The sequence below is a fragment of the Comamonas sp. 7D-2 genome (assembly GCF_022749555.1).
Taxonomy (GTDB): Bacteria; Pseudomonadota; Gammaproteobacteria; order Burkholderiales; family Burkholderiaceae_C; genus Comamonas; species Comamonas thiooxydans.
In genome coordinates this window covers 1,820,802-1,840,636 of record NZ_CP094238.1, presented here as the reverse complement: position 1 = coordinate 1,840,636, position 19,835 = coordinate 1,820,802, and the positions used below count along the sequence as shown (strand labels likewise).

The following is a 19,835-nucleotide window of genomic DNA, read 5'->3' as shown; positions in this document are numbered from 1 at the left end:
AGGAAGGTCAGAGCTTTTCATCTCTATTCAGTTGCACTGGCTGACCCATGACCAGTTGGCTGGCAAGCTTGCGTGTCAGGGGTTGTAACACGGAAAAGTGATCAGCCCCCTGAACCGAGACACAGTGCAGCTGATTCGATTTTCGTGCGGCGCACATATTGTCAAGACTGTTGATATTGCCCGGGCTCTTGCTGCCCTCGATGATCCACGTCGGGCTCTTTATGGCATGCAGCCAGTAGACGGGCGAACGCAAGCGCTTTTCATCCGCCGAGAGCAAGCCCCATTTCACGGGCCAGCCATAGCCGCCGATCTCGTCCACCGGACCAAAAGCGAACACCCCCTGAACGGGCAAGCCAGCCGTCGCCGTCAGCAAGGCCAGCGTGGCTCCGGTGCTGTGCCCACCGAGATAGATGCGTGCCGGATCGACATAAGGCAGCTGTGCGGCCTGCAGGATGGCTGCTGCCACGTCCTGCACTTCCCCCCAGAAATACTCACGCTGGCCGGGATTGTCATTGCCGCCGCGCAATGCGGGAAACAGCATCGCCATGCCAGCCTTGCGAAAAGCGCTGGCGCTTTGATCATTGGCGGCTGGCCCTTCGCTCCAGAAATCGTCCAGGCTATTGGTATCTCCCCCCGTCAGCCAGACAATCAAAGGCTGCTTCCTCCCATCTCTGGGGTCCGGGGTAACAAAGGCATTGAGTTTCAGATCCCCGCTCCGATAGCTCATGGGAACAAACAGCTGAGAAGGCGGTGTCGGCATCGGCTGGATAGGCTTATGGGCCGCCGGCAACAAGGCTGTCGCAATCTGTGTTGTCTTGCCTGCGCGAGCCTGCATCAGGTTTTGCAGAGCGATTTCGCCAGAAGCGATCTGTTGATCCACCACCTGCTCGATCTGCCCCTGCTCCGCGCGCTGGCTCTCGTGCAGCTTGCGAGCGGCGACATGACGCACTTTGGCCACCTCATGCTCTGCCATCGCCGCACGCGTGATGCAGCGCCGCTGCTGATCTATGTTGATGCCCTCTTCTTGGGCCTTGTCAACCTGGGCAAGATTGAGCTTGACGGTATGACAAAAGTCATCGTTCTCTGGCGCCAGGGCTGGTGGCCAGACCAGGGGTGCAGGCTGCTGGGCATGGGCCTTGCTTTTGATTCTGTCCAACGATATCCAGCCGCGCGATGCCATCTTGGCGCCGATAAAGACCACCAAGATTGCCACCCCTATGGCCGGTAGTATCACCCGCCCTCTCGCTTTGCGCATTGATGTGCTCCCACAAAAAAGCCGCCTGTAATATGAATTAAGTGGCGGCCCGGTAGGAGATTATTTCTTCAGTCCCTGCAACTTCGCAAAGGCTGATGCCATGGCGTTTTGCTCTGTGGGCTGGTTGCCACGCTGGGGTTGCGCATAGCCACCACGGTTGCCGGCGCCGTAACTGTTGCCACGACCAGCGCCTTCAAAGCGGTTATCGCGCGGGCCATCGCGGCGCGCAGGCGCGGCGTCCAGCTTCATGGTCAGGCTGATGCGCTTGCGGTCCACATCGACTTCCAGCACCTTGACCTTGACGATCTGCCCGGTCTTTACCACTTCACGCGCATCTTCGATGAACTTGTGACTCATCTGACTCACGTGCACCAGTCCGTCCTGATGCACGCCCAAGTCCACAAACGCGCCGAACTGGGCCACGTTGCTGACCGTGCCCTCCAGCGTCATGCCTTCCTTCAGGTCCTTGATGTCTTCCACACCATCATTGAAGCGGGCGACGACAAAGTCGGGGCGCGGGTCGCGGCCGGGCTTCTCCAGCTCGCCAAGAATGTCCTTGATCGTCACAGCACCAAATTTGTCATTGGCAAACTGTTCAGGCTTCAAAGACTTGAGCACCTCGCCACGACCCATGATCTGGTCCACGGGCTTGCCGGTAGAGACAATGATCTGCTCCACCACGGGATAGGTTTCGGGGTGAACGCCTGTCATATCGAGCGGATTGTCGCCACCGCGAATGCGCAGAAAGCCTGCGGCCTGCTCGAAGGTCTTGGCCCCCAGACCGGCCACTTCCATCAGTTGCTTGCGGTTCTTGAACGAGCCATTGGCATCGCGCCAACGCACGACCGACTTGGCGACCGAACCCGACAGGCCTGAGACGCGCGTCAGCAGCGGAGCCGAAGCGGTGTTCAAGTCCACACCCACGGAGTTCACGCAATCCTCGACCACGGCATCCAGCTGGCGCGCCAGCTCGCTCTGGTTCACATCGTGCTGGTACTGGCCCACGCCAATGCTCTTGGGGTCGATCTTGACCAGTTCGGCCAGCGGATCCTGCAGGCGGCGGGCAATCGATGCCGCACCACGCAGGCTCACATCGATGTCCGGCATTTCCTGCGCCGCAAACTCGCTGGCCGAATAGACCGAGGCACCTGCCTCGCTCACCACCACCTTGTCGATCTTCTTGTCGGCCTTGGAGGCTATCTTGATCAGGTCCGCCGCCAGCTTGTCCGTCTCGCGGCTGGCCGTGCCGTTGCCGATGGCAATCAGATTGATATCGTGCTTTTCCACCAGACGGGCGAGCACGGCCAAAGAACCATCCCAGTCGCGGCGCGGCTCGTGCGGGTAGATGGTGGTGGTGTCCACCAGCTTGCCCGTGCTGTCCACCACGGCCACCTTGACGCCGGTGCGAATGCCGGGGTCCAGGCCGATCACGGCACGCTGGCCGGCGGGCGCCGCCAGCAGCAGGTCACGCAGATTGTCGCCAAACACCTTGATGGCCACCTTCTCGGCATCTTCGCGCAGGCGGCTGAACAGGTCGCGCTCGGTGGACAGGCTCAGCTTCACACGCCATGTCCAGGCGACGCATTTACGAATCAGATCGTCAGCGGCGCGCTTGGCATGGCTCCAGCCCAGGTGCAGCGCGATCTTGCCTTCAGCAAGGCTGGGTTGGCCCGGTTCAGGCTCGACCGGTTGCACCAGCTTCGCTTCGAGAACCTCCAGTGCACGGCCACGGAACACGGCCAGGGCACGGTGCGAGGGCACGCGGCCAATGGGCTCGTCGTATTCGAAGTAGTCGCGAAACTTGGCGACCTCGGGGTCGTTTTCGTTCTTGCTCTCGACCTTCTTAGACTTGAGCAGGCCCTCATCCCACAGCCATTCGCGCAGCTTCTGCACCAGTGCCGGGTCTTCGGCCCAGCGCTCGGACAGGATGTCGCGTACGCCGTCCAGCACGGCAAAGGTGGTGCTGAAGTCGGGGCCGGGCTTGCCATCGTCCAGGGTCGTCGCGGGCTTGCAGAAAGCCTCGGCTTCCTTGTGCGGATCCAGTGTGGGGTCGGCAAACAGCTTGTCGGCCAGCGGCTCGATGCCGAACTCCTTGGCAATCTGGCCCTTGGTACGGCGCTTTTGCTTGAAGGGCAGGTAAATGTCCTCCAGCTCCTGCTTGGTCGGCGCACTGGCAATCGCCAGGCGCAGCGCATCGGTCAGCTTGCCTTGCTCGTCAATGGCCTTGAGCACCGTCTCACGGCGGTCGTCCAGCTCGCGCAGATAGGTCAGGCGCTCGTCCAGCGTGCGCAGTTGCGTATCGTCCAGACCGCCCGTGGCCTCCTTGCGGTAGCGGGCCACAAACGGAACCGTGGCGCCGCCATCGAGCAACTCCACAGCCGCGCTCACCTGCTGCGGCTTGACATTCAGTTCTTGAGCAATCTGACCAATGATTTTTTGCATTCGATATTCGCCCCACGGCGTTCAACACAGGAAGCCAATGAGTTTGCCATAGGCATGCCGCCAGACTGCCCTCGATATCCAGCATAAGTGCAAGCAAACCTTAAAAACTATGCTTTCCATAGCTGCTTTCCCTTGATGAGCATGCACGGAAGGCCAATTTCATTAAAATTATTGCGACATGCCCGATACCTTCCAGGACGATTTTTTTGCCGATGAGCTGCCTCCACCCGGAGACGGCACCGGTAAGGCTCGGACTGAAGAAGCCGATGACACAGTTGAACGCAAACCCAGGCGCGGCGCTATTTCTCTGGCCCCTGCAGCTGCGCAGTACCAGGACCTGGCCGCGCAACTGCCTCCCCTGCTGCGCATGGGCGTCTCGACCTGGTCCTATCCGGGTTGGGAAGGCCTGGTCTGGGACGGTGCCTACGACAGCAGCGTGCTGGCCAAAAAAGGTCTGACGGCCTATCACCAGCACCCACTGCTACGCACCGTCTGCGTCGACCGCACCTTCTGGCGGCCGCTGACGGCCAGCCAATATGCAGCCTTTGCCGCGCAGGTCGATGACGACTTTCGCTTTGTCGTCAAATGCCCGGCCGGAATCACCGATGCCCAGGTACGCAGCGAGGAAGGCAAGCCGCGCGAAGCCAACCCCGCGTTTCTGGACCCTCACCTGGCCATAGAGCATTTTGTGGAGCCCACTCTCGAAGGGCTGGGCAGCAAACTAGGCGTGCTGGTCTTTCAGCTCAGCCCCCTGCCCTGGAGTCTGCTCAGCCGCCCCGGCCTGTTGATGGACAAGCTGGGCCTTCTGCTGTCCGCCGTGAGGCTGGCACTGCAAGCACATCCGCAAGTCGTCGTGGCCGTCGAGGTCAGAGACCCCGAGCTGCTGACCCCGGCGCTGCCCCAGACACTCAAGGCCCATGGCGCAACCTATTGTCTGGGCCTGCACGGCAAGATGCCTACGATTGAAGAGCAGTTGCCCATGCTGCGTGCGCTGTGGCCCGGGCCACTGGTGTGCCGCTGGAACCTGAATCGCATCTTTGGCGCCTATGGCTATGCCGATGCCCAGAAGAAGCACCAGCCGTTCAACGAGATCCTCAGCGAAGATCGGCATACCCGCAAGCGGCTGGCCCGCACGATTGCCGGCATCACCGGTGCCGGTCAGCCCGCTTTTGTGACCATCAGCAACGATGCCGAGGGATGTGCCCCCCGCTCGATAGCGCTGCTGGCGCAGGCGCTTGCGAGCCTTTCAGACTCAGGCTCTGACAAGCATCCGCGGCCGTCATACTGAATTAATACTCGAATCCCCCTCAGACGCTTACTTTCAAAGCGCTGATGGCTATCAAAAACAAAGCCCGACAGGCCACAAACCTGCCGGGCTTTCTGAATGAGAACTTCAATCAGTCCTTCAGCGCCGCCAGCGGGTGCGAATGCGCAGGCCAGGGGCTGTCAAAGAACGCTTGCCACTCGGCATCGCTCACCTCTTCGATGCTGGCGGGATTCCAGCGCGGGCTGTGATCCTTGTCCACCGCCAGTGCGCGGATGCCCTCCACGGTCTCGCTGCGACCCGGACGCAGATAAAAGCAGTGGCGCACCATATCGCGCTCCATGCGCAGATCTTCGGCCAGATCCATCTGGCGCGCACGGCGGATTTGCTCCAGCACCACATGCAGCATCAGCGGCGAGCGCTTGCGCAGCGTGGCAGCTTCGGACTGGGCCCATTCGCTGCCGGCCTGCAAGGCCTGCACAACCGCAGCCACCGTGGGCTGAGAAAAACAGGCATCGATTTCCGCGCGGTGAGTGGTTGTCTTTGGTTCGGCGCTCACAAAGCGGGAGCGCACCACGGCATTGAGCGCCTCTACATTGGCAAAGTCCGTGGTCGCAAGGGTCTCCCACAGCTCTGTCTGCTGTTCGGCAGGAATGCAGCCATCGGCCAGACCAAAAGCCAGGGCATCGCCCGCGCCGATGGTGTCGCCGGTCAAGGCCAGCCATTCGCCCACGGCACCGGGGCAGCGCGAGAGGAAATAGCCGCCCCCCACATCGGGGAACAGGCCAATGGCCGTCTCGGGCATTGCCATCTTGGTGCGCTCGGTCACGATACGCAGCGAGCCGCCCTGGCTGATACCCATGCCACCGCCCATGACGATGCCATCCATGAAAGCGATATAGGGCTTGCCAAAGCTGTGAATCAGGTGGTTGAGCGCATATTCCTCGGTGAAGAAATCTTCGAGTTGCGGATTGCCGCTGCTGCCGGCCGCGTGCAGGAAGCGAATGTCGCCACCGGCGCAGAACGCCCCGAACACCCCTTCCTTGTTGCTGCCACGAATGGCCACGCCCAGAATCGAGTCGTCTTTTTGCCAGGCCAGCAAAGTACCCAGCAGATCGCGCACCATACCCAGAGACAGCGCGTTGAGCGCCTTGGGCCGGTTGAGCGTAATCATGCCCAGCTTGCCACGGACTTCGGCAATCACATCGGACATATCGGCGCTCGGGGTGGGGGTCATTGTCTTGCTCCTTGAATCAATTCCATGCTGGTCGCCAATCGGTCGCCAGGCCATGCGCACCGATTATGCGGTTGCACTCCACGCAAGCAGGGACAAGGACGTGACAAATACCGCCAGCATCGCAGCCACAAAGCCCGAGCGGTCTGCAATGCTGACTAATATGGGAGCCGTGCCAGGCTGCAGCTTCACCAGCTTCTGCGGCCCACCTTCTGCCTCATGAACGATCTGCCACCACCGCCCGAAACCCCTCGCGAAGAACCGCACCTGGAGTCCAAGCAGCTTTCCGCGCCGCTGCGCTATTTGCTCATTGCCTTTGCGCTGGTTTGCGTGATATTGGGGCTGATAGGCGCCGTGGTTCCCGGCATGCCCACCACGGTATTCATATTGATGGCCGCCTGGGCGGCTGTGCGCAGCTCACCCAGACTGCATCGCTGGCTCTATGCTCACCGTGTGTTCGGCCCACTGCTGCACAACTGGGACACTGGCGGCAAGGTCAGCCGCCGTGCCAAATGGACGGCAACCGTCAGCATGGGCGCCAGCAGCCTGCTGATTCTGTATTTCTCGTACAAGCCATGGCTCACGGCCATGACGCTGAGCATCATGGCCTGCGTATTGCTCTGGCTGTGGCTCAGGCCGGAGCCGCAGGTTTAGAGCAGCTCACAGCACCGTTCCACGAAGCATGTGCAGGCAATGCTGCCGCCAATTCTTGGTTCTGGACAACGCACGCTATCGGGTAGGAAAGACCAACAGCTAGGGCAAGTGTCTGCCCCCAAGAATGCCTGCTCTGGCCACGGCATCGGCCGTGTGCATCGACATGCAGGAGCCTCTCGCGCAGGGAGCTGGCGCGGAAGCAACCAGGCCGACCCGCGTGAGCGGGGCGACAGCGACACCAGCAATATCCCGATGACCTACACGCAGGTTCCGGCCAGGGGCTGGGAAGGTGACAGCACATCCGGGAAAAGTTGCGCGCCTGCGCCGATGAGCATAAAACGCCAAGGCCGCACGATGATCAACATCAAGGGCAGCAGGAAACCGAGTCACCAACTGATCGACGTCAAGTGCTGCGCCTTCACGCGCTAGCGCAGCGCATCAGCGGCCGCCGCGGCATTGGCGGGCTGCGCTGGTGTGACTCCCCAAGCACAGCGATGCTCTCGCCATGCTTTTTTCCGTATCTCATTGGCAGGCGCCAACGTAACAAAGAATGTCCTGATCCACAGACACTCGACTCCAACTGCAAGCCCCAGGGAGGGTTTGACCCACAGAGTATTGAGGCCAATGACGGACGTGACTGCGACAACTAAGCTGCGTGATCGCCGCTACGAGCGAGCAGATGGGTAGGCCGCTGCATGAACACGCTCCTGACGCGACTCTTCAAGGTGCTCCATGAACGTGGTGCCTGTGTAGCGGGAGCGGAACAGGCCGGCTTCCACCAGGCGGGGTATCAACTGCTCCAGCACGCAATGCAGGGACTCCACGGAGCCGCCGGGCGCGGCCAGAAAGCCGTCGATGGCGCCGGCGGCGCTCCATTCGACGATCTGCTCGACGGCATCGTCCACCGTGCCGACCACCTGCCAGTGTGCAGCCGAGAGTATCTCCGGCCGCAGCAGCAACTCGTCGATCCGCAGTGACTCGCGCTCGATCAGGCGCCTGAGCAGGCCCGCATGCGTGCGGCTGGAGGGCGTCGCCACAGGCGCCGGCAGATCAGCTCCGGTAATCGGTCGGTCCGCAGGCCAGTCCGTGAGATCCAGACCGGTCATGGCCTTGATCGATGCGAGCTTGCGGCCTTTGTCGACCCTGCCATGCGTCTGCCTGAACAGCTCCCGGGCCTGCTCGCGGCTGTCGGCCAGGTACAGGCTCAGGCCGGGCAGCAGGCGCACATCCTGGGCCTGGCGGCCATGGCGCTGCGCGCGCTGCGACAGATCCCGCCGCAGCTCCAGCGCCGCGTCGAGGTCGGGCGTGGGCGCGAAGACGATGTCGGCCACGGACGCCGCAAAATCGCGCCCGGTGCTGGATGCGCCCGCCTGAACCAGCGGAATTCGCGGGCCACCAAAGGCGGGCAGGTTCAGGGGGCCACGCACCTTCAGATGCGGCCCCTCGTGGTCTATGGGGCGCACCAGTGAAGCATCGGCATAGCGGCCGCTGCCCCGGTCGATCTTCAAGGCCTCATTGGGAAAGCTGTCCCACAGCCGGCGCACCACCTCTGTGAACTCAGCAGCCCGCGCATAGCGTTCGTCGGCGTCGGGCATGACCTGCAGCCCGAAATTCTCGTGGCCCTGCAAGGCGGTGACGATGTTCCAGCCGGCGCGGCCCTTGCTGATCCAGTGCAGCGACTGGAGCTGGCGCGCCACTGCATAAGGCGGAAAAAAGGTGGTGGAGACCGTGGACACCAGGCCGATGCGCGAAGTCTCGCGCGCAAGCGCGGCCATCAGTACCGTGGGGTCCAGGCTGGCGAAGCCGGCGCCCGTCTCCAGAACCTCCATGGGCAGAAAGCTCACGTCGGGCCGGAAGACGAAGTCCAGGTGCGCGGCCTCGGCGCGCCGGGCCAGGTCAAGGGCGAAGTCGCTGGAGTACAGCCCTTCGATATTGCTGCCGGGTCGCCTCCAGGCATCGCCGCTCAGCCAGGTGGGGGCCAGCGAAAGGCCGATGTGCAGTGGTTTGCGCTTTGTCATGCTTGCATCCTTCCCCTCTTAGAACGTTCCGCGCACGCCCACGCCGATCATGCGTGGCGCCGTCATACTGGCCTCGATGCCGCCGATGCCGCGGTTTTGCTGCAGGTAAGTGGGTGCCCGCCTGTCGAAGACGTTCTTGATGTAGCCGTACAGTTGCACGTGCGCGTTGTACGCGTAGCTCATGCGCAGGTCGGCGATGGTGTTGGAGCCAACCACATAGGCACGGGTGTTGGCTGTATCGGAGTAGTAGCCGTCCAGGTGGCGCACCTGAGCCGAGACATTGAACCGGGGAGTGGCATCCCAGCTCACACCGACGCTGACGGTGTAGCCGGGCGAGCGGGCGAAGCGGTTGTGCTCGTAGCCGGGGTTGCTGCTCATCTCCTCGATCCTCGTGCGCAGCACGCCTGCGCCGGCCTTGATCCTCAGATTGTCCAGTGCGCGGTAGTCGGCGCCCAGCTCAAAGCCGTAGGCATGGGCCTTCTCGGCGTTGATGGTGTAGGACTGAGCCACGCCCGGCGAGATCACCACCGGGATGTTGTACTGCGCATCCCGCATGTCCATGTAGAACAGGTTGGTGTTGAGCATCAGCCTGTCATCGAACAGGCTGGTGCGGCTGAACAGCTCGTAATTCCAGATCGACTCCTTCTTGAAGTAGGCCCATTGCCGGCTGGTGAGGTTCAGCGAGACGCCGCCCGGGTTGTAGCCACGGCTGACCAAGGCACCCACCGTCCAGCGTGGCGTGGCTGCATAGGCCAACGAGACCTTGGGCAGCAGGGCCGAGAAGGTCTTGGTGTAGCCCAGGGGGGTAGGCGCCAGCACCGAGCTGCCGTTGCGCACCACCTCGTCCTGCTGGTAGCGCAGCCCGCTGCTCAAGGTCCAGCGATCGGTCAGGCGCAAGTTCAGCTCACCGAAAATACCCAGGTTCTTTTTCGTGTCGTCGAAGGCGGACAGGCCGCGCAGCAGCAGGCTTTCGTCGGTGCTGGTACGGGCGTAATAGATGCCGCCAAAGCCGCTCAGGCGATCTTTCTCGTTGCCCACGAGGGCGCGGAATTCGTTGGAGAAATTATTCTGGCGGATATCGGCATCACCCTCGCCGGAAATGCCTGTGTAGCGCTGCACGGACGAGCGCGAATACTGGGCCTGGTTGACCAGCCGCAGGCCGTTGCCCAGTTCGTAGCTCAGATCGAGAATACCGGTATCGGTTTTTTGCTTCCAGCTGGGCATGGTCGTCGTCCAGTGCTTGAGCGCGCCGAACGGAGCTGAAGCCGCCTCCTGGGTCGGGCGGTTGCTGTCGTTGTGCGAGTAGGTGAATTTGGCTTCCAGGCCGGGAATGCTGTTTGGCAGCCACAGGAGTTTCAGGCGCGCGTTGAGCGCACGGAAATCCTGGTTGGCCTGGCCCTGCTGGAACCGCGGATTGTTGTAGTCGATGAAGGTGTCGCGCCCCGAGTAGTCCACGGCCAGCCGCGCGGCCAGCTCCTCGCCCACGGGGCCGGAGACGGCGATGGAGGCGCGGTGCGAGTTGTAGTTGCCGGCCTCCAACTGGTAGGCCGCCTCGGGCTTGAAGCTAGGATCCTTGGTGTTGACGATGATCGCGCCGGCAATCGCATTCGCGCCCTGCGAGGTGGTCTGCGGGCCACGGAACACCTCGATGCTCTCCACATCCCAGACCGAGGTGGCGCCGAAGAACATCTCGTTGTAGTTGAGGTAATGGCCATCGAGGTTGATGGTGGCACGCGGTACCGTGCCGCCCCAGAAGACGTTCTGCCCGTTGTTGGGGCCCTGCGTGTCCTGTCCGCGGATGATGGGCGCACCCACCGTGTCGGTGTAGACCACGTTGGGCACGTCATGCAGCACCTCGTGAACCGAGGCATTGCCGCTCTCCTCCTTCTCGATGTCCTTGCCAGATTTGACCGACACGGAGGATGCCGTGTCCTTGAGTTCGCGTCTGACCTTTTCACCGCTGACCACGACCACATCAAGCGTGGCGGTTTCCCCCTCGCCTTCGGAGCCCGACACACCCTGTGCAAAGACGCCGGCCGGCGCCATCAAGGTAGAGAGTACGACAGCGCCCGCCCGAGAGGGGAGCCTGCGATGCAAACACAGTTTCACGGCATCTTCCTTTAATGAGAATGATTCTCGTTTTTATGTTACAGCATGATGCATAGAAATTCCACCATTAGGAATTCATTCCTACCTGCGGAAAGAAAGAACAACACTGCAAAGATGTATGCGTACCGGGGGTGCCTTCCACCCGAAAGGAGCCGGTATCATCGAGACCAGCGGCGCCCGGGCGCCCACCTGCGATGCTCCAAGTACAGGCAAGGAAGCCGAGCCTTTGAAAACAACAACACCTCAGACAACCGCCGGGGAGAAGCGCTCCGGCACCATCCAGTCGGTCTCGATCGCCGCCCGCTTCCTCATGGTCCTGGCCAATGCCGAAAGCGAGCTGGCGCTTGGAGAGGTGGCAAGGCGCACCGGAACGGGGGGCTCCACGGCCCACCGCTACCTGCAAAGCCTGGTCAAGGAAGGTCTGGCAAGACAGGACCCGGCCAGCGGCCTCTACGACCTGGGCAGCGCGGCACTGAGCATCGGCATTGGCGCGCTCAAGCGCGTGGATGCGGTGGAAATTGCGGCGCAGCATATGAAGTCGCTGACACACCAGCACGCGCTCAGCGGCGGCGTGGCCATCTGGACCGACCGCGGGCCGACCCTGGTACGCTGGTACCGAAGCGCCTACTTCTCTATCAATCCGCTGGCGCTTGGCGACATCCTTCCCATAGACAACACCGCCTGCGGTCTGGTGTTCCAGGCCTTCCTGCCCAAGGCCACCATCGACGCCGCGCGCCGCCAGCAACCCGCCCATTTCCGCGGCAAGCCACCGACCAAGGCCGTGCTTGATGAAGTGCGCGAGCGCTGCTGGTCCGAATTGACCAGCCACCTTCTGTCCAACGTCACGGGCCAGGCAGCACCGGTGTTCGACGCACAGCATGAGATCGCCTGCGCGGTCACTACTGTCTCTGACCTGGGCCAGCTCAAGTCGCCCGACGACAGGCATGCGCTGCTGCGCGAAGCCAGCCTGATCAACCAGGCCACAGGCGGACGAGCCTTTGGCTCAGACTCTCCCTAGAAGCGACGCGCAGGAAGATACCCAGGCGCTTCAGCCTTCCATGGCATGCATTGCCTTGCGCCCTCTTGGCACCACCAGGGGAGTCCCGGTCACAGGGTCAGGAATGATCACCGATGACAGGCCGAACACCTCCTCAACCAATTGCTCGGTAAAGATCGCTCCGGGCTTGCCCTGTGCGGCGATGCGCCCGTCGCGCATGGCGATCAGGTGTGAGGCGTAACGGCAGGCCTGGTTGAGATCGTGCAGCACCGCAATCACGGTGCGGCCGGCCCGGTTGAGGTCCGCCAGCAACTCCAGCAACTCGATCTGGTGTGCAATGTCCAGAAACGTCGTGGGCTCGTCCAGCAACAGGATGGGCGTCTGCTGCGCCAGCACCATCGCAATCCACACACGTTGGCGCTGCCCGCCTGACAACTCGTCCAGAAGCCGGTCCGAAAGGGCCATCACATCAGTGGCCTGCATGGCCTCGACCACCGCCTGCTCGTCGGCATTCGTCCATTGCTTCAGGAAAGACTGATGGGGGTAGCGCCCACGCGCCACCAGGTCTGCCACCGTGATGCCCTCGGGCGCGATCGCGCTTTGCGGCAGCAATCCCAGGCGCCGCGCGACCTCCTTGGCGGGCCATTGCGCGATATGCCTGCCATCCAGGATGACCCTCCCTATGGCCGGTGCCAGAAGGCGCGACAGCGCGCGCAGCAGGGTGGACTTGCCGCAGGCGTTCGGCCCCACGATGACGGCAAAGGAACCATCTGGAACAGCAAGGGACAGGCCCTGCGAAATGGTGCGCTCGCCGTAGCGCAGCGTCACTGCATCAGCACTCAGTCGATGTGTCATGGCCGGTCATGCCCCACAAGCAATAGGTTCTTAGGCATTACAAATTTGGAATGCATTCTACAATGAGGAATACCCTGAAGAACCTGGATGCACTCGGCCCTGTCACGGTCAGATCGATATGAACAGACTAAAACTTACCGCCCTGGGCGCAACTGCGGCACTGTCCGTGCTGGCCGGTATCGCGCTCATGCAGTGCAACACCGCCCCCGAGGCGGGCGCCACGCAGCAGACCTCGCTACCGCAGCGCATCGTGTCCACCTCGCCCAGCGTGACGGGCATCCTGTTGGCCATCGAAGCCCCCGTGGCGGCAACCGCAGCCACCACGCCCAGCCGGTTGACCGACGACAAGGGCTTTTTCTCGCAATGGGCCCATGTTGCCGACGAGCGTGGCGTACAGGTGCTCTACCGCAACCTGCAGTTCGACATTGAGGCCGTCCTGGGCGCCAACCCTGATCTGCTGGTGGCCTCTGCCACCGGCGCCGACAGCGTGGCCCAGCACCGTTCCGAGCTGCAGGTCCAAGGCGTTCCCATGGTCATGGTCGACTACTCCAGCCAGTCCTGGCAGGACATCGCCACGCAGTTGGGCAGCATCACCGGTCGCACGAAGGAGGCAGCGGCGGCGATTGCCCGCTTCGATGCCCACGTCGCCCAGGCCGCCGCATCCATCACGCCACCCGCCAAGCCGGTCAGCATCGTCGCCTACAACCTGGCCGGCAGCTACTCCATCGGCCGTCCTGCCAGCCCGCATGCGCGGCTGCTGGCCGCGCTGGGCTTCAAGGTGGAAGGTCTGCCGCCCACGCTGGCCGCGCAGGTGACGCGCTCCTCGGACTTCGAATTCATTTCCCGCGAAAACCTGTCGGCCGCCATCACCGGGGATGCCGTCTTTTTGCTGGGCGCCTCGCAAAGCGATGTCCAGGCCTTCCTGGACGACCCGCTGCTGGCCAATCTTCCCGCCGTCGCCGGTCGGCGCGTCTATTCGCTGGGGCCGACATCGTTTCGCATCGACTACTACTCCGGGCAACAGATGGTCGATGCCGTGGCCAGCCATTTCCACTGAGCCATGCGCGCATTGCTCCAGAGCGCGGTAGCTCGGCCCGCTCCACACTCGCACCTGCGCCGCAGGCGCAGCCTGGGCCTGGCGGGCGGCACGCTGGCGCTGGGTATCGTCGCCGTGCTCAGTATCACCGTGGGCTCGCGCGACATCGCGCTGGCCGATATCCTCGCCGCGCTGCGCGCGCCCGACCTGGGCGATGACCGGCACCTGGTCGTCAGCCTGCTGCGCGTGCCGCGTACCGTGGTTGCCATCCTGGCCGGCATGGCCCTGGGCGTTGCTGGCGCGCTCATGCAGGCCGTGACCCGCAATCCTCTGGCCGAGCCGGGCCTGCTGGGTGTCAATGCCGGCGCAGCTCTGGCCGTGCTGATCGGCATGACGGCCTTCGACCTGACAACCGTGGCCCAGTATGTCTGGTGCGCCTTTGCCGGCGCGGGGCTGGCCGGCGCGGCCGTCTTCGCGTTCGGCCAGTTTCGGGGGGCGGGCACGCACCCGGTGCGCCTGGTGCTGGCCGGGGCCGGCCTGTCCGTCATGCTCACCTCCAGCGCCGGCATCATCCTGCTCAATGCGCCTCCGGAAGTCTTTGACGGTTTCCGACACTGGGCAGCCGGTTCACTGGAGGGCAGCGGCTACGCCAACGCCGCCGTGCTGGCGGTCGCCGTAGCGGCGGGGCTGGCGGCGGCCTGGGCCATTGTCGGCCAGCTCAACGCCATGGCGCTGGGCCATGACCTGAGCCTGGCGCTGGGCGTCAATGTCCGCGCCACCGCTCAACTAGCCTGCGTTGCGGTCATGCTGCTGGCCGGCGCAGCCACGGCTGCCGTAGGCCCCATCGCGTTTGTCGGCCTTGTGGCCCCACATATTGCGCGCCTCTCGTCCGGGCCCGACTACCGCTGGATCCTGCCGCTGTCCGCGCTCTACGCTGCAGTGCTGCTGCTGGGCGCCGACGTGCTCGGCCGCGTCATCGCAACGCCCGCGGAAGTGGCTGCGGGCATCGTCGCCTGCCTGATCGGCGGGCCGTTCTTTGTCTGGGTGGCGTGCAGATACCGGTTAAGCAGGCTATGAAGGCGTCCGTGAAGACCTCGGTACTGCGCTGGGGCCCATATTCGTTCCGCTGGCGGCCAAGGCCGCTGGCCGCGGGCATGGCACTGGTCGTTCTGACCCTGATGCTGGGTGTGTTGCTGCTGGGCACGGGAACCCTGTCGCTGAGCCCGGCCGAGGTGCTGGACAGTCTGCTGAACACGGGCGCCAGCCCCGCCGCCGAGCGCGTGGTTCTGCGCGTGCGGCTGCCGCGCGTGCTCACGGCGGTCTTCGTGGGTGCGGCGCTGGGCATGGCCGGTGCCATCTTCCAGTCCGTCTCCCGCAATGCGCTGGGCTCGCCGGACGTGATCGGCTTCACCACGGGCGCTGCCAGCGGGGCGATTGCACTGATCGTACTGGGCGATGCCGGGCCACTGTGGATATCGCTGGCCGCCGTGCTGTCGGGCATGGCCACGGCGGCGGTCGTGCTCGCGCTGTCCAGCGGCCGGCGCGTGGCAGGGGGCTACCGGCTGGTGCTGGTGGGCATAGGCGTGGGGGCCACGCTCTCGGGCCTGAACACCATCCTGCTGGTCATGGGCGATCTGGACCGGGCCGTCTCCGCACAGCGCTGGCTGGCCGGCTCGCTCAGTGCGCGGACCTGGGCGCATGTCGTGCCAGCCGCATTCAGCTTCGTCGCCATCGTGCCGGTCGTGCTGCTGTGTGCCCGCCGCATCAACCTTCTGGAACTGGGCGATGACGCAGCCACCCAGCTCGGCATCAACGTGCCGCGTACCCGGCTGGTCATGGTGATGTGCGCCGTTGCCCTGACGGCCATTGCCACGGCGGCGGCCGGGCCCATCGCGTTCATCGCGCTGGCAGCGCCCCAGGTGGCCAGGCGCCTGGGCCGGTCGCCCGACGTGCCTCTTTTCACGGCCGCAGCCATGGGGGCCGTGCTGCTGCTGGCGGCCGACCTGCTCAGCCAGTGGGCGCCGGTGCACCTGCATCTGCCTATTGGACTGGTGACGGGCTTGCTGGGTGGGGTGTATCTGCTGTGGCTGCTTTTTCGCTCCCGCAAGGGCTAGGAGTGCAACAGCAGAAGTTGAGACACCACTTCTATCTCTCTTCGAGCCATCGCCCTGAAGAGGCGTACGACATCATGCGACCTGGATAGAAAAAGGGCTCCTAACTTTACAGTTAGGAGCCCTTTTAGATTGGTCGGAATGGCGGGATTCGAACTCGCGACCCCTTGCACCCCATGCAAGTGCGCTACCAGGCTGCGCTACATTCCGTGTCGATGACGCTATTGTAACCGATTTTCGACCATCTTTTGGGAAGGCTGCAACTCAAGCAGTTGCTCGGTTATTAGCCACGACGGTCATCTGACGCTGCAGGTTTCATAGCAAACCTCGCAGCGGCATTGAAAAAGGCCTGTGATTTTCATCACAGGCCTTTTCAATTTGGTCGGAATGGCGGGATTCGAACTCGCGACCCCTTGCACCCCATGCAAGTGCGCTACCAGGCTGCGCTACATTCCGTGTCGATGGGATGAATTATAGGGAGGAAAAACACCCTCCCCGGGGAAAACGCGCACTTTTTTCAAAAAAGTATCGAACTGGTGCTGAAAGCTGCAGGCCTGATATCAACGCACACCCGGCCGCATAAGCGCTCAGCACGCACAGCACACTCCGGCCAATCGCGAGCCCTGCGCAGGGCCTGACCAAGACTACCCAAGGGAACGACAAGAGTGGGCGCTTCAGCGATTCCAGGCAGGCATCCATCGCCGAGTCACTCCTGTTCCATCCGCTGACGCTGTCATCCCCGAACCTCCTGATCAAACCTGGTCCACCAGGAATGACTGTTATTCCTTGATCACGAAGCCATCAGTACTCACTCTCGCTCGGCTGGCTTCATCCAGCCGCTTTGCACGGCAATATCGATAGCACCAACACGGTGCACACAAGAGATTTCCCTGAGTCCTTGAGGTAAAAAAACCACTGTCATATCGCTGAAAAGATGATTTCATCGGCATCCGCGGAACTGCAGAGCAAGCTGTATACAAACCCCCGCTATATTTCAAAACGTAAATCCAATATCTAACTCGAGAGGACACTCATGAAGACTGCTTTTATCGCCATGGCTGCAGCCCTGGCCTGCTCCGGCGCCGCTTTTGCCCAGAGCAATGTGCAACTGACCGGACTGGCCGATATGTATGCCGGCTCGGTCAAAATGGCCGGCCAGGATCGCAAGGGCGTTGTCGGCTCCGGCGGCATGACCACTTCCTGGTGGGGCCTGAAGGGCACGGAAGACCTGGGCGGCGGCCTGAAGGTCGATTTCAACCTCACCGCCTTCATGCGCATGGACACGGGTGAACCCGGCCGCTTCCCCGGCGATACCTTTTTCTCGCGCGATGCCAACATCGGCCTGAACGGCAATTTCGGCCGCATCGGCCTGGGCCGCGACAAGGCGCCCAACTTCCTGCCCACCATTCTGACCAACCCCTTCGGCGATTCGTTCACCATCTCGCCTCTGGTGCTGCACGCGAACACGCCCACCGCAGCCTGGGGCGGCAACCGCCTGACAACGCCCGCCGACACCGGCTGGAGCAATATGCTGGTCTACACGACACCTAGCTTCGGCGGTCTGACTGCCAATGTCTACTACCAGTTCGGCGAGCAAACGACTCCTGGCAACAAGAGCAAGAAGAACGTCGGCGTGAACGCCCTGTACTTCAACGGTCCTCTGAGCCTGACGGCCTTCTACGAGCGCGACCAGATCACCAACCCCGGCAGCGGCACAGTCATGCCCACCAAGAGCGACTGGATGGTCGGCGGCAGCTACAACTTCAATGTCGTGAAGCTCTACGCCACCTACGGCCAGGCCAAGGTCAAGGATCTGGATAGCAAGAGCAAGACCTACTCGCTGGGTCTGGACATTCCTGTCTCCGGTACCCCCGGTACTGTCAAGGCCGCCGTGGCCCGCACCAAGTACGAAGCGGCCACCGACGCCACCCGCACCACAGCGACCCTGGGCTACGACCACTTCCTGTCCAAGCGCACCGATGTCTACACCGCTCTGATGTACGACCGCGTGACCGATGCCAATCCCAAGACCGGCACCAGCCTGATCGCCGGTATCCGTCACCGCTTCTAAGCACCGGGTTTGAGCGAGCCTCTGGCTCGCCATCCACTCAAAAGCGAGGCTCAGGCCTCGCTTTTTCATTTTCAATCCGGTGGCCGGCCTATTCACTTGGGTGCGGATGTCTCCAGAAGCTTCAGCCGACGCTGCAGCTGCGCCTGCTTTTCCACATCGCCGCCCTGCTGCGCTGCCTTGAGTTGCAGCAGAAGCCAGGCCATCAAAGGCCTGCGCCAGCCTTGCTCCGAAGCAGTATCGACGCCTTGCCGCAGTAGGTCAGGCACCGCAGCGCCGCCACGCAGCAGCACACCCGCAGCCACCAGTCTCGATAGCGGATCCTTGATCTCAGCCGTAGCGGCTACACCTGTTCCACCGCCGAGCAACTGCCGCGCCACGCCGCGCTGCGCCTCGGGCAAAAGCTCTATATCACCGGCTTGCGGACTCGCCTGCAGATAGCGGGCATAGGCTTGCTCTGGCTTGCCCGCATCCTGCGCCAGCGCCTCATAGGCCGGGCAACTGTTCCAGTCCAGGCTGGCCACCTGCGCCGCGCAGCGCATCAGCTCCAGCTTGGCGGCCTGCGCGGGCTGGCCGGTGCTGGCCACGGCATCACGCGCCTTCTGCCACTGCAGCGCCTCCACGCGCTGATGCCCCCGCAAATAGGCCTGAGTAGCTTTTTGCGCCGCAGCTTCGGCACTCAAGGCCCAATCCGGTGCCGGGGCTTGGTTGCCACAGGCCGAAATCGCTATGACGGATATAGCAGCCAGCGCTCTACCCCATTGGCCTAGAGTCTGTTTTTTCTTGATTTTTTGCGTCATGGCAGCTTCAACTCCGGCTTGTGGGAAAACGGCCATTTACGCTGCAGATCGTTGAGCACGGACTCCAGCCTCAGCAGATTGCTTTCGACCTCGGCGCGCAGCGCACCCAGGTCGGTCGAGGCCTCGCGGGCATTGCTGCCCACCACCTGCATATCGGCCAGTACGGCATCGACCTTGGCCATGCTTTTGCGCGTATCGGCCAACAAGCCGTTGAGCTGCTCCATGGTGGCCTTGACCTGGGGCATGACGCCATTAGCATCGAAGACCTGGCTGTCGGCGCGCGCCACCATGCGGTCCATGCGTCCGAGCAGGGAGTTGGCGCGCTCCAGCATCTGGCCGACCTTCTTCGCTTCCTCGTCGCTGCCCAGCACCGCTCCGAGAACCCCGCCCTGGCCCTGCATGCGCTCGGCCAGCTTGCGCACTTCGGCCAGTGATCCGCCCAAGGCCGAATCCGTGGCGGTCAGTGCAGCCACATTGGCCAGCACCTCCTTGGCGGAATTGATGATCTGGGGCAGCTCTGCCGTGGCGTCGCCGCTGAGCACGGGTCGCACGGAATCCGGCGGCAGCGGCGCATCGTCCAGCATGCCGGTATAGGCCTTGATGGTGGTACCGCCCACCAGGCCCTTGACCAGCGTGAACACGCTGGACTGGCGCAGCCAGTGGGCATCCTTCTCGGTCACATCGACCAGAATGCGAACCGAGCCGTCCTTGGCCAGCTCTATCTTGCGCACGCGGCCTATGGGAAAGCCCGAGAAGGTCATGTCCATGCCCACGACCACGCCTTCGGAGTCATCGGCCGTCAGCACCAGACGCTGCGTGGGCTCGAACACCCCGCGCGCATAGAGCAGATAAGCAGCAGCACTCAGAATCAAGACCAGGGTCAGCGCCAGCAGCGCGGCTGCCTTGGCGCGCAGGTGCGCGACGGGTTTGAGGCTGAGCAACTCCTCGTCAATCAGCTGCTCCTCGGCCATACGCGTTTCGCTCATGGCTCC

General features: G+C 63.0%; 15 protein-coding genes and 2 tRNA genes. 7 read left to right on the top strand and 10 right to left on the bottom strand.

All coding sequences use genetic code 11. The features are described 5' to 3' along the window. Window positions 1–7 precede the first annotated feature (7 nt). Window positions 8–1,255, bottom strand: a complete 1,248-nt coding sequence (locus tag MPZ60_RS08475) for a S9 family peptidase (protein WP_242881841.1) — start codon at window positions 1,253–1,255, stop codon at window positions 8–10. Between the two features lie 60 nt (window positions 1,256–1,315). Then, window positions 1,316–3,697: a Tex family protein gene (locus MPZ60_RS08470; protein WP_034356633.1), complete on the bottom strand. Its 2,382-nt coding sequence runs from the start codon at window positions 3,695–3,697 to the stop codon at window positions 1,316–1,318. A gap of 178 nt (window positions 3,698–3,875) precedes the next feature. Between MPZ60_RS08470 and MPZ60_RS08465 the strand changes: the two genes are divergently transcribed. Beyond that, window positions 3,876–4,985 (top strand): DUF72 domain-containing protein, encoded by a 1,110-nt coding sequence (locus MPZ60_RS08465; protein WP_034356630.1) that lies wholly within the window; start codon window positions 3,876–3,878, stop codon window positions 4,983–4,985. A 109-nt stretch (window positions 4,986–5,094) separates the two neighbouring features. Here MPZ60_RS08465 and MPZ60_RS08460 read toward each other — a convergent pair whose 3' ends face one another. After that, window positions 5,095–6,198 carry an enoyl-CoA hydratase/isomerase family protein gene (locus MPZ60_RS08460; protein ID WP_034356627.1) on the bottom strand — a complete coding sequence of 368 codons (1,104 nt, stop codon included), beginning with the start codon at window positions 6,196–6,198 and terminating at the stop codon, window positions 5,095–5,097. Window positions 6,199–6,414: 216 nt separating this feature from the next. On the opposite strand from MPZ60_RS08460, the gene MPZ60_RS08455 reads away from it, so the two are divergent. Next, the gene (locus tag MPZ60_RS08455) at window positions 6,415–6,849 is read left to right on the top strand and encodes a YbaN family protein (RefSeq protein WP_012837742.1); all 435 of its coding nucleotides are present in this window, start codon (window positions 6,415–6,417) and stop codon (window positions 6,847–6,849) included. A gap of 665 nt (window positions 6,850–7,514) precedes the next feature. Here MPZ60_RS08455 and MPZ60_RS08450 read toward each other — a convergent pair. Together MPZ60_RS08450 and MPZ60_RS08445 are read right to left on the bottom strand one after the other, a co-directional pair. Then, on the bottom strand, window positions 7,515–8,867 hold the full coding sequence (locus MPZ60_RS08450) for an NtaA/DmoA family FMN-dependent monooxygenase (RefSeq protein WP_034356624.1): 1,353 nt from the start codon (window positions 8,865–8,867) through the stop codon (window positions 7,515–7,517). 18 nt (window positions 8,868–8,885) lie between these two features. Next, window positions 8,886–10,976, bottom strand: coding sequence for a TonB-dependent receptor (locus MPZ60_RS08445; RefSeq protein WP_034356621.1), 2,091 nt, complete (start codon window positions 10,974–10,976; stop codon window positions 8,886–8,888). A 118-nt stretch (window positions 10,977–11,094) separates the two neighbouring features. Here MPZ60_RS08445 and MPZ60_RS08440 point away from each other — a divergent pair, with 118 nt between their 5' ends. Further along, window positions 11,095–11,994, top strand: a complete 900-nt coding sequence (locus MPZ60_RS08440; RefSeq protein WP_034356617.1) for an IclR family transcriptional regulator — start codon at window positions 11,095–11,097, stop codon at window positions 11,992–11,994. Window positions 11,995–12,024: 30 nt separating this feature from the next. Here the strand turns inward: MPZ60_RS08440 and MPZ60_RS08435 are convergent, their stop codons facing one another. After that, window positions 12,025–12,828 (bottom strand): ABC transporter ATP-binding protein, encoded by an 804-nt coding sequence (locus MPZ60_RS08435; RefSeq protein WP_034356615.1) that lies wholly within the window; start codon window positions 12,826–12,828, stop codon window positions 12,025–12,027. Between the two features lie 118 nt (window positions 12,829–12,946). On the opposite strand from MPZ60_RS08435, the gene fepB reads away from it, so the two are divergent. The 3 genes from fepB to MPZ60_RS08420 are packed head-to-tail and all read left to right on the top strand — an operon-like array spanning window position 12,947 to window position 15,978. After that, complete coding sequence (gene fepB, locus MPZ60_RS08430) at window positions 12,947–13,885, top strand: Fe2+-enterobactin ABC transporter substrate-binding protein (protein WP_034356612.1); 939 nt, start codon at window positions 12,947–12,949, stop codon at window positions 13,883–13,885. 3 nt (window positions 13,886–13,888) lie between these two features. Further along, window positions 13,889–14,941 carry an iron ABC transporter permease gene (locus MPZ60_RS08425; protein WP_034356610.1) on the top strand — a complete coding sequence of 351 codons (1,053 nt, stop codon included), beginning with the start codon at window positions 13,889–13,891 and terminating at the stop codon, window positions 14,939–14,941. After that, complete coding sequence (locus tag MPZ60_RS08420) at window positions 14,938–15,978, top strand: iron chelate uptake ABC transporter family permease subunit (RefSeq protein WP_034356606.1); 1,041 nt, start codon at window positions 14,938–14,940, stop codon at window positions 15,976–15,978. Before MPZ60_RS08425 ends, MPZ60_RS08420 begins: the two co-directional genes overlap by 4 nt. 130 nt (window positions 15,979–16,108) lie before the next feature. Here the strand turns inward: MPZ60_RS08420 and MPZ60_RS08415 are convergent. Together MPZ60_RS08415 and MPZ60_RS08410 are read right to left on the bottom strand one after the other, a co-directional pair. Beyond that, window positions 16,109–16,185 (bottom strand) — tRNA-Pro (locus MPZ60_RS08415). A gap of 169 nt (window positions 16,186–16,354) precedes the next feature. Next, window positions 16,355–16,431: transfer RNA gene (locus MPZ60_RS08410), tRNA-Pro, on the bottom strand. Window positions 16,432–17,008: 577 nt separating this feature from the next. Between MPZ60_RS08410 and MPZ60_RS08405 the strand changes: the two genes are divergently transcribed. Beyond that, a complete protein-coding gene (locus tag MPZ60_RS08405) occupies window positions 17,009–18,046 on the top strand; it encodes a porin (protein WP_003063368.1) in 1,038 nt (345 codons plus the stop codon). Window positions 18,047–18,138: 92 nt separating this feature from the next. On the opposite strand, the gene MPZ60_RS08400 is transcribed toward MPZ60_RS08405, so the two are convergent. Together MPZ60_RS08400 and MPZ60_RS08395 are read right to left on the bottom strand one after the other, a co-directional pair. Then, entirely contained in the window at window positions 18,139–18,843 is a 705-nt protein-coding gene (locus MPZ60_RS08400; RefSeq protein ID WP_034359245.1) for a hypothetical protein, read from the bottom strand. Next, window positions 18,840–19,829 (bottom strand): MlaD family protein, encoded by a 990-nt coding sequence (locus tag MPZ60_RS08395; protein WP_034359242.1) that lies wholly within the window; start codon window positions 19,827–19,829, stop codon window positions 18,840–18,842. Before MPZ60_RS08395 ends, MPZ60_RS08400 begins: the two co-directional genes overlap by 4 nt. Between the last annotated feature and the right edge of the window lie 6 nt (window positions 19,830–19,835).